Here is a 15,996-nt window from a genome sequence, read left to right on the forward strand (position 1 = left end):
TATTTTTAATTGCTTTGCATTTTAATCTGTCTTCTTCTTTGTCCTCGATTGAGTCTTTGCTCAAAAATATTTTCTTGAGACTCTTCAGGAGTAAAAATTTTTGCCATAGAACCTATGTTTGGACATTCATAAAGTTTTGCAACAGAAAGATTTGCATTAAATGCTTTATTTAGGTTTGTAATTAGTTGAATACCTATGAGGGAATCACCACCAACTTCAAAGAAATTATCATAAATTCCTATCAGTTCAATTCCAATGATATTTTGCCAAATATCAACTAGCTTTTGTTCAGTTTCATTCCGAGGAGCAATATAATCATTACTTAACTCAGGACGAGGATATTTTGATTTGGATGGATTGACAGTTTCTAAAAGTTGTAGAGCTTGTATTTCTTTGTAAAAACTGTAATGTTTGAGTGAATCCAAAAAATCAGAGATAGATATTACAATTTGAGGTATTGTACTTTCTAAAATGCGTAAAAATATATCTATACCTTCATTAGGTAATATACCTTTTTTTAACTCTTCTATTCTTAATTCTTGGAGGTGTTGGGGTACTCCTGTGTTTACCGCCATCCCAACTTCTTGCCAAGTATCCCAGTTAATACTTGTAATAAATCTTCCCTGTTTTGAATAGTTATAGTGAGCAAAAGCATCAAGAAAAGCATTAGCTCCACAATAGTCTACCTGTCCAAATCCTCCTAAAATTGAGTTATTTGATGATATTAGTATAAAGAAATCTAACTGAATATCTTTGACAATTGCATCAAGAATTACTGTCCCTTTTACCTTCGCAGCCAAAACACTTTCTGCTTGTTCTTGAGTTTTTCGCTGAATTATACCGCCACCAGGAACCCCAGCAGCATGAATAACGCCATTAATATGACCAAAATGCTTTTCAGCGTGAGCGATCGCACTTTGCATCTGTTCAGTGTTGCTAACATCAGCGCTGACGAGTAAAACCTCTGCACCCAAGCGCTCAAGTTCCTGAACTTTGCGAATTTTATCGCTAGTACTATCAGCCCACTCGTGACTAGCAAGCCATTCTTCCCACTCATCTTTCTTAGGTAAAACAGAACGTCCAATTAACACCAGTTTCACTCGTACAGTTCGAGCCAAATATTCTGCCAAAACAAGCCCAATACCTCCGAGTCCACCAGTAATTAAATAGACTCCCCCTTCTCGGAACCGAGGCTTTTCAACCTGAGATTGCTCAAAGCGCACAGGCTCAAAACTCTGCACCCAACGATTTGAACCTCGATAAGCAACAAGTTTTTCCGAATCAATAACCGTCAGTTCTAGCAGTAACTTTTCTACAAGTTGTTGTTCTTGCCAACTACCCGCTGTCGGAAGTATAACATCAACACTCCGACAATTTATATTTGAATATTCTTGAGATATAACCTTAATTGGCCCAAGTAAAGTAGCTTTCTCTGGAGAAAGTATTTCACTACCTGTTACTGGTTGTAAATTGTTAGAAATAACTGTGATTTCTACTTGCTCAGTAGTTCCTTGCCTACCCAAAGCTTGGGCAAGAAATAGCAGACTATAAAATCCTGTTGTTTGAGCTTTCTCAAGCTGTTCAATTTCTAATCCCTGGTCAATAACAGGTGTGACATTCCAGAAATGGATAATCGTTTTTGGCAACTTATTCTCTTTAAAAAGCTTCTGAATGAGAATATCATAATCACGTTCATTTTCTGGATTAATAGTATATTGAAACTCACTTCCTCTAGTAAATTTATCACCAATTTCTACAATAATTACATCCTGATTTTGTGCTTCTAATTGTTTGACCAATTTCCTACCTAAACCACACTCATCGACAAACATCAAAATGTAAGATTTTTCAGATGCTAATTCTTGATCTTCTTTTACAGGGGGTAAAGAAGGTTTCCAAAAAGGGATATAAAACCAGTCAGCTATATCAGGTTTTTTACCCAGTGTTACTGGAGCATCTTTTCCATGATTTTTAGGTTCAATCCAATACCTTTGTCGTTCAAAGGGATAAGTTGGTAAAGGTAGACGATGACGCTGTTCGTGAGTATAAAATCCCGACCAATCTATTTTTACCCCTAAAAGCCATAGCCGACCTAATGTTTTTAATAAAAAGCTCAGATCGGATTGTTGCTCTTTGATATGGCGTAAGGAAGTTAATACTTGTTGTTTGCTATTTTTGTCTAAATGCTGTGTCGTTAATGTGCTTAATGTCCGTCCTGGGCCCACCTCTATAAAAACACCTTCAAACTGCTTTAATAATTGAGATATTCCATCAGAAAATCTCACAGTTTCTCGTAAATGTTGGCTCCAATAGGTGGGATTTGTCGCTTGAACATCTGTAATCCAACTACCTGTAACATTGGAAATAAAACCGATGCGTGGTGGATTTAGTTTGACTGTTTTTAGCAATTGCACAAATTCTTCTAAGATTGGCTGCATCATTTCAGAATGGAAGGCGTGAGATGTCTGCAATTGCCGAGATTCTATTCCTTGAGATGATAATTGTTTTTCTAGGGCTGCGATCGCTTCTTTTGTTCCTGAAACTACACAGTCTGATGGGCTGTTAAGGACTGCAATTTCTAGATATTTTTTATACAACGTCTGGGCAGACAGCAGCAACTCCACGTCTTTTTCTGGAAGCTTAATTGCTAGCATACTTCCAGAGGGCAACTGTTGCATCAACTGTCCTCTTTTGGCGACAATTTTTAAGGCATCTTCTAGGGAAAATACACCTGCGATCGCAGCTGCTACATATTCCCCGATGCTATGACCGATCATTGCTTCTGGGTGTATCCCCCATGACATTAGTAACTGAGCTAGTGCGTACTCTGTAACAAATAATGCTGCTTGGGTTAGGGCTGTTTGTTGTAGTTGTTGGGTAGCTGCTGCAATTTTTTCTTGCTCTGGAAAGAGTAGATGACGGATATCAATATCCAAATGGGGTTGTAAAATCAGAGCGCAAGTATCTACGTGTTTTTTAAACGTCGGTTCTACTTCATATAGTTCTCGACCCATGTTTGCATATTGCGACCCTTGTCCTGAAAACATGAAGATGACTGGACAGTGACCTGGCTTGTGGTGATAACTCAAAATACGTTGGGGGTCTTGAAGCGATTTCGCTGCATCTTCTAGATCATGACAAACTAATATGCGGCGATGGTCAAAACCCCGACGACCTACTTGTAGGGTGTAAGCGACATCTGATAGGGGAATATCAGGGTTTTGCTCTAAATAATTATGCAGTTGCGCTGTTGCAGTCTCTAAAGCTGTGCTGGTTTTAGCTGATAACAGTAACAATTGCCAAGGACGTGAGGCGCTGGAAGCTTCAATCACTGGAGCTTCTTGCAAAATAACATGGGCATTAGTCCCGCCAATGCCAAAAGAACTTACACCCGCTCTTCGGGGTGTCCCGTTAGTTTTCCACTCTGATAATTTGGTATTAACGTAAAAGGGACTATTGGCAAAATCTATCTGTGGATTTGGTTCTTGAAAGTGCAAACTCGGAGGTATTTGCTGATGTTTTAATCCCAGGATACTTTTAATTAATCCTGTCACACCAGCAGCAGTATCCAAATGTCCAATATTGGTCTTTACTGAACCAATAGCACAAAAACCTTTTTTATTTGTGCTAGTACGAAAAGCTTGCGTGAGGGCCTTAATTTCAATCGGATCTCCTAAGATAGTTCCTGTACCGTGTGCTTCTACACAAGTAACAGTTTCAGGTTCAACTCCAGCTAAGGCTAAAGCTTCTAAAATTACTTCCCTTTGACCATCAACACTAGGCGCTGTATATCCAACCTTTAAAGAACCATCGTTATTAACAGCTGAACCCTTGATTACTGCATGAATAAAATCACCATCAGCAATAGCATCTTCTAATCTTTTCAAGACCACTACACCTAAACCATTGCCACCATTAGTTCCTTTCGCTTCAGCATCAAAAGCTCGGCAATGACCGTCAGGAGAATGAATTCCTCCTTGTTGATAGTGATAACCAGTTTTTTGCAGTGTTGTAATAGAAACACCGCCCGCTAAAGTAATATCACATTCACCATTGAGTAAACTTTGGCAGGCTATATGGACAGCAACCAATGAGGTAGAACAGGCAGTTTGAATATTGATACTTGGCCCTCTCAAGTTCAATTTGTAAGAAACCTGCGTAGGTAAAAAATCTTTGTCGTTTCCAATTAAAATTTGGTAGCTATCTACTGATTCCATCAAATCTCGATTGGAATATAAGTTAGAAAGTAGGTATGTACTTGCAGCGACACCAGCGAAAATACCTATTTGACCGCGATAAGTTTCTGAGTTATAACCAGCATTTTCTAAAGCTTCCCAAACACATTCGATGAAAAGGCGGTGTTGTGGGTCTGTAATTTCAGCTTCTCTGGGAGAAAAACCAAAAAATGAAGCATCAAATAACTCTATATCTTCTAATATAGCGCTTGCCTTCACATAATTGGGATTGTTGAGCAATGATGAATCTACCCCAGATGATATTAGTTCTTCATCTGTGAAAAAAGAAATTGATTCTACACCATCCCGCAGATTTTGCCAAAAAATATCAACGTTTTTTGAACCAGGAAAACGACCCGCCATTCCAATAATAGCGATTTCGTCTTTATCATTTAAGCTAGGAATAAAATTATTTGCTGCATCCATAAATCAAAATCCTATCATAAACGTCAAGACACTCAATAAGACTTAGCTAATTATTTCTATTTGAGAAAATATGAATTTGAGATTTCAGAAGCAATCTGAATTTGGTCATTTAAAACTGCGTCAATATCTTCTTCAGTAGTTAAGGGATTAGCAATTACTGCACGCATAGCAATTACTGAAATTTCTTTGTTAAAGCTGATAGTTGTTTTTGTGGTTCGTGAGATAAAAGTGCGGCCAATTTGGCGCTGCATCTTTTGTAAATATTCATTAAAATTGTTGATGATTTGATTATCTGTCTCTGTAAACTGTTGTTTGACAATTGCTCCTCTAAATTGCTCTGGAATATAGCGATAAATTAACAAATTAGTATCTGGTTCTGCCAACAATTCAAATTCAGGCATTGCCGAAATTCGAGCAGCCATGTATTGAGTTTTCCTAATTCCTTCATCAATTAAAAACTCATATCCCTTAAGCCCAATCAGCTTTAGACCGGCATGTAAAAATAAAGCCATCCCCGGCCGAGAACCTTCTAAAGCACGCTTACCTAAATCAAACGATCCCTTACGCATGGTATAGCTAGCATGTTTTTCAATTGAAGAAGCTAGATAAGGGTCGTGGAAAAAGACCATACCAATACCCATTGGTAAATATAATTGTTTATGTCCATCAATGGTTACTGAATCAGCTTTTTCAATGCCAGCAAGCTTATGTCGATGTTTTCGAGAAAAGATAACCGGGCCACCCCAAGCAGCATCCACATGAAAATGTACATTATTTTCTTGGGCAATCTCTGCAATATCTTCTAGCGGATCGACACTACCAGAATCCGTGGTTCCCGCAATACCAACAATAGCTATAATATGTAAGTTTTTCTCCTGACAATCTGCAACAGCTTGGCGTAACGCTTGTAGATTGACTTGATTGTTAGAATCAACGGCCACTCTAATCAAATTTTGGGTACTTATGCCCATTAAATCCGCAGCTTTATCAAAAGAGAAATGCATTAATTCGGAGCCAATTATGACTGCTCCTTTGTAACCATAGAAATTTAAAGCTGCGCTTAAACCTTCTTTTTCTATGCCTAAAAATTCATTTTTCGCGCCTAAAGATTTATTTCTGGCACACCAAAGGGCTGTGATATTAGCTGTTGTACCACCAGAAACCAAAATTCCTAATGTACTCTGATTATTTTGAATATGTTGGGTGTAGAAATTATCGGATAAATTATAAATTTGTCGATGCATCATTGCTAAAGCTTCACGTTCGCAGAAGCTCAAGGTCTTAGCAGTCTCTATTTTGACAGCATTTTGATTCATTGCTGTCATCAGTTTTGCTAAAGGGCGCACAAAAGAAGGAAGTGCTGAGGTCATGTGACCGATAAATTGTGGTGATGATGTGTGTATTGAATGAGCAACAACATTTTCATTTAAAGATTGAAAATAGCTTTCAAAATCAGTAGGCTGTGTAGGTATTTTACTATTGCCAAAATTCCTAATTATCAATTCAAGGTCAACATTAGTATTTGCACTTTTTGCACTTAAAAAATCTTGAGAAAAATCATTGGCTATCTCATCTATCTGCGTTTCCAGAGATTTATCTTGAGTAGGTGTAAACATTCCTTTTACATACTCACCAATTTCAGAATACAATACTTGATCGTTCTGGGAAAATTTATTGATAGTTAAGATTTCTTTTTCGCTTAATGTCATTTCATCTCCTGAAATAGGTATTTTCTAATCTTTATCTTATGTCAAAGTATCTATATCATTTCTTTGAGTTAGCGAGTCTGCGATCGCCGCATCTTGATTCTGAATTCTGTATTCTGAATTCTGTATTCTTCTTCAATCACCTGATTGATATGAAGCCCCCCTTTCTTTTGTTATCTCTCGATGTTCTTTTCTCGCTTGCTTTCGCCGCTGTACTGAAGCTGTCCTATTTTCAGAATGCTTTATAAAAGATGTTTCTTGTCTTGATTCTTGACTAAAATATCTAGCTAGGTGGCTTACGGTTGGATATTGAAACATTTCTACTAAGAGAAAATCTCTCTGAAATCTTTTTTGTAATTTACTATGAACTTGAACTAAAAGCAGTGAATGACCACCCAGTTCAAAGAAATTATCATGAATTCCTACCTTCTCAAGATTAAGTACTTCTTGCCAAATATCAGCAATAGTTTTTTCTACCTCGGTTTGGGGTGGTTGATAAACTACTTCCAATTCTGGACGCACTGCATCAGGAGCTTTGAGCGCCTTCCGGTCAATCTTGCCATTAGGAGTTAATGGTAGTGACTCCAAAAAGACAAAAGCAGTTGGCACCATATAGTTTGGTAACTTTGCCTCTAAAAAATCGCGCAATTGAGAAATAGTTAATCTTTCCTCTGAGTTCGGAACTACATAAGCAACTATTCGTTGAGAATCTGTTTCCGAAGAATCAACCGTAACTACAGCCTCTCGGACTTCAGAATGTTCAATAATCAGTGCTTCAATTTCTAAGAGTTCAATACGGAAACCACGTACTTTTACTTGATAATCAATGCGACCAATATACTCAATCTCTCCACTTGGCAAATAGCGCCCTAAATCCCCAGTTTCATATAACCGTTCCGAATTTGAGGACTGGGGACTGGGGACTGGGGACTGGGTATTGGGAAGAATTTCTACTCCCCTGCTCCCCTGCCCCTCTGCTCCCCTGCCTCTTAAGAAGGGATTGGGAATAAATCGCTCGGCAGTCAGTTCTGGTTTGTTGAGATAACCACGGGATAAACCTGCACCACCAATATACAACATCCCAGTTACACCCACAGGAACAGGTTGTAAATTTTGATCTAACAAATAAATCTGCGTATTGTGAATCGGGCGACCAATCGGTGGAATATTGCTAGTATCTTTGTCTAGAAGGGCAAATGTTGAATAAGTTGTATCTTCAGAAGGGCCATATAGGTTAAATACCTGTTGTATATTCTCCAGCTGATAAAGTTTTTCTACGAGATGATGATGAAGTGGTTCACCTGCGACGTTGATTGTTTGGACTGAAGCCGGAATACTATTAGTTCTCAATAACTGTGAAATTACACTTGGGACAGTATTTATTAAGGTGACATTTTGGGCTGTTGGCAAAGTTGGTAAATATAGTGCGTTTTCGATTAGAATCACCTTGCCACCGCAACACAGAGGAACAAATAACTCGAACACTGAAAGGTCGAAGCAAATTGAGGTTGATGCTAAAACTCCTTGCAAAGCTTCGATTGCAAAGGTTTGCTTTGCCCAATCCAACATTGCAACTGTGCTTGCGTGTTTAATCATTACACCTTTTGGTTTACCTGTTGAACCAGAGGTATAGATGACATAAGCGAGGTTGTCAGGGGTTATTTGAGTAAATAAATTTTCCTGGCTTTGTTGGGCGATGAGATGCCAATCGGTATCTAAGCAGATGACTTGGGCTTTGTGTTGGGGTATTGTTTCTAGTAGTGAGGCTTGAGTTAGTAATACTGCTGCTTGAGCATCTTCTAGTATAAATGCGATGCGTTCTTGGGGATAGTTGGGGTCTATTGGTATGTATGCGCCACCTGCTTTTAGGATGGCTAATAGTCCGATGACCATCGAAAGCGATGCCTGCGGCAACGTCTCCGACGAACGCTCTATACAAATCCCAACTAATACTTCTAATTTTACTCCCAGCTGTTGCAAGTAATGCGCTAGTTGATTCGCTCGGTTGTTCAACTCACGGTAGGTTAGCTGTTGGTTTTCAAAGATGACTGCGATCGCATCAGGTGTACGTTCTACCTGTCCCTCAAACAATTGATGAATGCACTTATCTTCAGGATAGTCTATTTTGGTATCATTCCACTCAACTAATAACTGTCTTATTTCCGATGAGGTTAGTAATTGCAAATCACAAATCCGTTGTTCGGGATTACTAACTATGCTTTCCAATAAGGTTTGGAAGTGTCCCAACATTTGGGTAATAGTAGCAGTATCAAAGCGACGGGTATCATAAGAAATACACAAATTCAATAAATCTGATTTAGGTACTACCTTCACGGTGAGAGGGTAGTTTGTCCAGTCAAATAATGACTGAGATTCGCCCAATAGCTGAGATTCAACGACCCCTATACTTTGAGCAATAGCACCTTGATTGTAATTTACTAACTCATTATCAAAAACTAAAATGCTATCAAATAATTGTAAACCACGGGGGATCTCACTCCATTGTTGAATTTTGAGTAATGGGGTATATTCATACTCACGCATCTGAACTTCTTCGGCTTGAAGATTTTTCAGCCAAGGTGAGAGATAAGCATTACTCTGTACTTGTACTCGTAATGGCAGTGTGTTGATAAAGAGTCCGATCATAGACTCTGCATCTGCTAGAGCAGTTGGTCGCCCTGAAGATGTAGATCCAAAAACTATATCTGATTCTTGGCTATAACGATTTAAAAGTAAAGCCCAAGCCCCTTTCATTAATATATTTAAGGTCAGTTGATGCTTGCGCGCAAAGGATTTTAAAGCAGTTGTTGTAGTAGCCGATACTGAGATATCTTGCCTTTGATAACCTCCTTTTTGGTCAGAAAAGTTAGCAGAACTATTACCCACAGTAATTGGTGTTGGTAGTGTGAATCCTTTGAGTTTCTGCCGCCAAAAAGTCTCTGCCTGATTCAGGTCTTGCTGCTGTAGCCAAGCAATATATTCTCTATAGGGACGTGGACGTTCTAGATGTAAATCTTGACCTTGGCAGAAAGCATTATAAAACTCATAGAATTCTTTCCACAACCAGGTTACAGACCATCCCTCCATTAATATATGATGAAAGCTAAAAACAAATTCATAAGTGTTATCATCGACTTGAATTAATGTTAGGCGAATCAGAGGAGCTTGGGAAAGTTCAAAGCCGCGATCGCCATCTGCTTTTAAGAAAGCTTTTAATTGCTTTTGTTGCTCTTGAAAAGATAATTGCCGCCAGTTTTGAAATACATACGGTAAGCTTACTTGCTGATGAACAACCTGATAAGGTTTATCAAGATTATCCCAATAGAAAGAGGTACGTAAAATGGGATGGCGATCTACAACTCGCTGCCAAGCTTTCTGAAAGGCTGAGACATTTAGTTGAGTTTGCAAACTGAAGCAAGCTTGCTCAAAATATACTACAGAATTAGGTGCAGCAAGCTTATGAAAAAGCATACCCTGCTGCATAGGTGAAAGTTCGTATATATCTTCAATATTATTTTTTTTCATCAGAAATTACTCCTGTCTAATTGACCAATCTGAGCTAGTAACTGGCTTAAATTTTCTTGATTGATATTTGCTGCCGAAAAATCAGAGGGAGTATAATCGCCTGCTTCGGGAGACTGACAGTGGGTAATGAGAGATTTGAGTTCTTTGGCAAAATTGTTAGATAATTTTTCTATTGTTTGACGTTTATGGATATTCTTGCTGTAGTTCAAATCCAGTTGCAATTGACCTCCAGTAACCGATACAGTTATTTGTAATAGATAAGGCCGAGTTGCTTGGGGGCTAAGTGTTGGCCCTGGTGATTCTTCCGTCCACTTAAACAAAGAATTCTGAGGCAAACTTTTACTAATTTGACCAACGTAGAGAAACATTACCTCTGCTTGGGGAAGGGAGCGAATTTTCTCAGTCAGTACCGTATCCTGACTCAGGTAGCGTAACACTCCATAGTCAATGCCCTTGTTAGAAACATGACGAATTTGTTCTTTAACGACTTTCAAAGCGTCGCCAGGATTGTCTGCTTTTTCCAAATCTAAAAGTACAGGATAAGTAGTAGTGATCCAACCTACTGTCCTTGATATATCGACATCATTGATACTACCTGTACTTACCTCGCGCCCATTTTCGTCGAGATTAATCAGTAACAAATTCACGCTTGTCCATTCTCTAAAAGCCTGTACAAGGGCAGTTAGCAGAACCTCTTGTGTATTAGTTCGATAGACTTTTGGAACCTCCTGAAGCAATAATTGAGTCTCTTTTTCGCTGAGAGTTACTGACACAATTTGATCTTCTGATGCTACGGTGTTTACACCGCTAGGGTAATCTATGGGTAAACGAGAAACCTGCTTAAGACGTTCACTCAACCAATGTTTTTGCTCTTTCTGTAACTGTTCTGAGTGGGCATACTCCTGTAATCGAATAGACCACTGCTTAAAGGAGGTTGTCTTTTGTGGCAGATTAATTACCTGACCCTGACTGATTTGCTGATAAGCAGTCTGGAGATCCTCTAATAAGATTCGCCAAGAGCCGGGATCTACTGTCAAGTGGTGGCTGACAATTAACAAGCGGCTTAACTTATTGATACCCAGTTCAAAAAGGACAAACCGCACAATTGGCCCTTCTGAAAGGTTCAAACTGGCTTGGATTTCGGCGGCGGCTACCTCCATAGCAGATTTTTGAGCTTTGGATGATAATGCCGACAAATCAATCTGTGTAAACGGCACTACTACTTGAGGGCTAGTGTTGACCTGCTGCCAGCCAGACTCAGAGTGTGTGAACCGGAGGCGCAGGGCATCGTGGTGTATTAATAATTGCTGCAATGTCTGCTCTAACCAAGCTATATTCAGAGATTGAAGTACCTCTAACAAAACTGCTTGGTTCCAGTAATGGGGTTCTGGTTGATTCAATTCAAAAAACTGATGTTGAGCAGGTGTTAGGGGTACTAGGCCAGTTACTAAACCTTGTTCAGCCTGGACAATTCGGGTTGTGCTTACCACCTCTGCTAGTTTGGCGATTGTCTGATGTTCAAATAATTGCTGAGGAGTTAACCGAAAACCTGCTTTGGCGGCTCTGGCACTGACTTGAATACCAAGCACAGAGTCCCCGCCCAACTCAAAAAAGCTATCGTGAATGCCTATTTGTTTAAAACCAAGGAGTTCTTGCCAAATATTAGCAATAGTTTGCTGTACTTCACTTTCAGGAGCAACATAGTCACTATCTAAATTAGGTCTTAAATAAGATGAAGCAGAACTGGTTTTTGGTGCAAGTTGAGAATTTTGACGAAATTCTAGTTCAATCCATTTCCTGATGCTAGCTGGCAAATCTACCGTTGATGTAACTATTTGAGTAAACTTACTTGTAAATAAAGCACGTTTAAAAACCTCTAGACCTTCTTGGCGCGTCATCGTCGAATCTGCACCTTTGGGCATCGTCGCCGATTCAGGGAATTCTTGAGTAATCCAGTCGCTATAATTAATGCTCAACCAAGAAACAAGACTTGTTTGATTGTGTTTGTGTACAAAAGCATCTGTGAATATGTGCGCTGCTGGATAGGCAGCCATGCCTAGTACTCCTAAAACAGATGCTAGTGACGATATAACTACGCAGAAATCAAGTTGTTTTCCTTGTAAGATATTTTCTAATACAAATAATCCGTAGCCTGTGGAGCGTAATTGAGTTTCACACTCACTTTTACTTATCTGTTGAACAGTGTTGTACACTCTCACAGTTGCAGCATGAATGACACCATGAATTTCACCAAAGCGGTTTGAGGCTTGAGTCATTACTGCTTGCATTTGTTCGAGATTTGCAACATCAGCACGGCAAATTAAAACTTCCGCACCCAATGCTTCTAATGCTTGCACTTTCTGGATTTTGCGACTGATGTCGTCGTTTTCATCATGAGTTGATAGCCATTGTGACCACTCTGATTTTGCGGGCAAACCTGAACGCCCTGTGAGAATTAGTTTGATATGTGCTGTCTGGGCGAGATATTCTGCTAGTACTAAGCCAACATCCCCCAAACCACCAGCGATTAAGTACACTTTACCTTCCCCGATCGAAATTTTTTCTCGATCTGGTTCTTCAAGTTGTATTCGTTCAAAAGTTTGTACCCAACGATGTTTACCACGATAGGCAACTATGTTATCGGATGCGGTTTGAGTGAGTTCTGTTACAAGTTGGTCTATGAGTTGATTTCCTTGGGGTGTTCCTGATTCAGGAATGACTACATCAATATGACGACAGGTGATGTTGGGATATTCTTGGGGAATTACTTTACAGATTCCCATGACAGTTGCTTTTTCTGGGCATAACTTTTCATCGCCATTCACCTCTTGCACATTGTTGGTTGTTACCAGAATTTGCAAATCGTCGGTAATTTCTTGTTTTCCCAATGCCTGCGCTAGAAAAAGTAGACTATAAAGACCATTATTTTGACATTCTTCAAAAAACTGATGGGGTGATTCTGCCTGTGTGTTAGGGATCAGACTCCAAAAATGAGCGAAATGCCATCCGGTACGCTGCGCGATCGCAAGTTCCTTCAGCAAGGTATCATAGTCACGACTTGCTTGGGGATTAATTGTGTAAGATCGCTCGCCTAACTTGCTAAACTCCTCTCCAACTCTCACAGTAATTACATCATGTCCTTGTAATTCCAACTGTTTAGCAACTTCTGAACCTATACCGAGAGTATCAATAAACACTAAATAAGATAATTTTTGTGTTGATTTTACTGCTATATGAGAAGAGCGTTTCCAGGAAGGAATGTAAAACCAGTCAGCAATATTTGGTTTTTTGTCTAATGCTTGCCGATCTTTGCGCTGTGCTGAATTCGCTTCAGGATTGGCATCAATCCAGTAACGTTGGCCTTCAAAAGGATAGGTCGGTAAGGGAATGCGACCGCGTTGTTCGCGATAAAAACCAGACCAATCTACTTTTACCCCTGCTAGCCATAGGCGACCCAATGTATTCATTAAAAATGCAATATCTGACTGTTGCTCGTAGGAATGGCGCAGGGAAGGGAGCATCACTGATTTGGCTCTATCGTCACTTTCTAGACATTGCGATGCGAAACTGATCAATGCTTGACCGGGGCCAACCTCTAATAAAATGGGACGATCTTTTTTCCACAACTCTTGTACTCCCGAAGCAAAGCGTACTGCTTGACAGAGGTGCTGCACCCAATAACTGGGATCTGTTGCTTGGTCTGCTGTAATCCAAGTACCTGTAACGTTTGATAAATAGGGGATTTTCGGGGGCTTGAGACTAAAGGTTTTGACTAAATTGTGAAAAGTCGGTGCGATCGCTTCCATCATCACAGAATGAAAAGCATGAGAAGTCTGCAAACGCTTCCCAACTAAACCCCGTTCGCTCAACTTTCTTTCCAATTCTTCGATAGCATCCGTGAAACCTGCAATCACACACAACGATGACCCATTGATTGCAGACATGGAAATGCGATCGTTTAACAGAGGTTTTATTTCCTCCTCTGAAAGCCCAACTGCCAACATTGTCCCATTTGGCAATTCTTGAATCATTTGCGCTCTTTTTGCTACCAGGGTTAAAGCGTCTTCCAGAGATAAAACCTCAGCGAGAGTTGCCGCTACATATTCACCGATGCTGTAGCCAATCATTGCCACCGGACGAATTCCCCACGATATCCATAACTGAGCTAAAGCGTATTCAATGACGAAGATAGCTGGTTGAGTGAGAAAGGTTTGATTCAGCTTTTGAGTTGCGACATCTACTTGTTCCGTTCCCCGGCCTAACATTTTTCGCAAATCTAGCCCAGCAGAGAGAGTATTTTGTTTTTGCTTATTTCCATTCTCACTGTTTCTACTGGGATACAAAACATCTCGCAAATCAATATTAAGCAGGGGTTTAAGGAGTTCACAGCATTGGTCAACTGAGGTGCTAAATGTTGGCTCAGTTTGGTAAAGTTCAAGAGCCATATCAACGTAGTGAGTTCCCAGTCCAGAAAACATGAAGGCAACAGGGCGTTCCTGAGTTTTCTGAGTATTGCTCAAAACTCGCTTTGGTTCTTGAAGTGCGTTGACAGCATCTTGAATATCTTGGCAGACAACTGCACGCCGATAATCGAAATTTCTGCGCCCAATCTGCAATGTACAAGCTACATCGGCAAGATTTAAATCGGGATACTTTTGTAAGTAATTAGCAAGATTTGTTGTAGCAGTTTCTAGTGCCGATGCCGTTTTGGTAGAAAGAACTAACAGATGATATTTTCTCCCCTGCTCTCCTGCACCCCTGCTCCCCCGCTCCTCCACAACCGGAGCTTCTTCGAGAATTAAATGTACATTGGTTCCCCCTAAGCCAAAAGAACTAACTCCTGCACGTCGGGGAGTGTCATTTGTTTCCCATTTAGAAAGTGTGGTATTGACGTAGAAAGGACTATTGGCAAAGTCAATTTCGGGATTAGGCGAAGTAAAGTGCAGACTTGGAGGTATCTGTTTATGCTTGAGTGCCAGTACGGTTTTGATTAATCCCGTCACACCCGCCGCCGTGTCTAAATGCCCAACATTGGTTTTCACTGAACCAATGGCGCAGAATCCTTTCTTCTCGGTACTAGAGCGAAAAGCTTGTGTTAAGGCAGCAATTTCAATAGGATCTCCTAAAGCTGTTCCTGTACCGTGGGCTTCAACATAGCTGATAGTTTCTGGTTCTACTTCGGCGACTATTTGGGCTGTTCTAATTACTTTTGCTTGGGTATCGATGCGGGGTGCTGTGTAGCTGACCTTGAATGAACCATCATTATTGATAGCCGATCCTTTGATGATGGCATGAATAGTGTCGCGATCGCTCAAAGCATCTTCTAATCGCTTTAACACTACAATACCCACACCCTCGCCGCTCACAGAACCCTTCGCATCAGCATCAAATGCCCGGCAATGTCCATCAGGAGACAATATTCCCCCTTCTGTGTACATATATCCATCTTTTCTTGACGCACTTATGGCAACACCACCAGCTAAAGCGATATCACATTCACCATTGAGTAAGCTCATAATCGCTAAGTGGACAGCAACCAATGAAGTTGAGCAAGCAGTTTGCACCGCGTAGCTTGGCCCCTCTAAGTTGAGTTTGTAAGAAACGCGAGTAGTTAAAAAATCTTTGTTACCAGCAATTAGGAGTTGCTGAGGATCGATAGAATTGATGATATTTTGATTTAGATAAATATTAAGTAAGTAGCCGTTCAGACCGGAGCCAGCATAAACACCAATTGCACCTTGATAATTTTGTGAATCGTATCCAGCATTTTCTAAAGCCGACCAAGCACATTCTAGAAAAATTCGGTGTTGTGGATCGGTAATTTCTGCTTCTCTGGGATTAAAGCCAAAAAACTCTGCATCAAATAATTCTGCGTCTTCTAATATACCCAGTGCCTTCACATAGTTGGGGTCATTTAATATAGATGAGCTTATACCTGCTGATAATAATTCTTCATCAGTAAAAGAAGAAATTGATTCTATACCATTTTGGAGATTATGCCAGAATTCATCAATATCTTTGGCTCCAGGAAAACGCCCTGATAAACCGATAATTGCTATTTCTGAACCATTGAGATAATTTGCTGTGGGAATACTCATAATTTT

General features: G+C 40.0%; 4 protein-coding genes. All 4 read right to left on the reverse strand.

The genetic code is table 11. The features are described from left to right. Positions 1-5 precede the first annotated feature (5 nt). Positions 6-4,661 (reverse strand): type I polyketide synthase, encoded by a 4,656-nt coding sequence (locus V7L31_RS16705; protein ID WP_334697268.1) that lies wholly within the window; start codon positions 4,659-4,661, stop codon positions 6-8. Between the two features lie 56 nt (positions 4,662-4,717). Next, complete coding sequence (panP, locus tag V7L31_RS16710; RefSeq protein WP_334697269.1) at positions 4,718-6,370, reverse strand: pyridoxal-dependent aspartate 1-decarboxylase PanP; 1,653 nt, start codon at positions 6,368-6,370, stop codon at positions 4,718-4,720. A 132-nt stretch (positions 6,371-6,502) separates the two neighbouring features. Further along, positions 6,503-9,892: a non-ribosomal peptide synthetase gene (locus V7L31_RS16715; RefSeq protein WP_334697270.1), complete on the reverse strand. Its 3,390-nt coding sequence runs from the start codon at positions 9,890-9,892 to the stop codon at positions 6,503-6,505. Further along, positions 9,892-15,990: a type I polyketide synthase gene (locus tag V7L31_RS16720; RefSeq protein WP_334697271.1), complete on the reverse strand. Its 6,099-nt coding sequence runs from the start codon at positions 15,988-15,990 to the stop codon at positions 9,892-9,894. Before V7L31_RS16720 ends, V7L31_RS16715 begins: the two co-directional genes overlap by 1 nt. Positions 15,991-15,996 lie beyond the last annotated feature (6 nt).

The sequence above is a fragment of the Nostoc sp. genome, from assembly GCF_036916655.1.
GTDB lineage: Bacteria > Cyanobacteriota > Cyanobacteriia > Cyanobacteriales > Nostocaceae > Nostoc.

Coding starts and splice junctions, on each gene's coding strand:
- V7L31_RS16720 (WP_334697271.1), bottom strand. CDS start 15,990: ATGAGTATTCCCACAGCAAATTATCTCAATGGTTCAGAAATAGCAATT.
- V7L31_RS16705 (WP_334697268.1), bottom strand. CDS start 4,661: ATGGATGCAGCAAATAATTTTATTCCTAGCTTAAATGATAAAGACGAA.
- panP (WP_334697269.1), bottom strand. CDS start 6,370: ATGACATTAAGCGAAAAAGAAATCTTAACTATCAATAAATTTTCCCAG.
- V7L31_RS16715 (WP_334697270.1), bottom strand. CDS start 9,892: ATGAAAAAAAATAATATTGAAGATATATACGAACTTTCACCTATGCAG.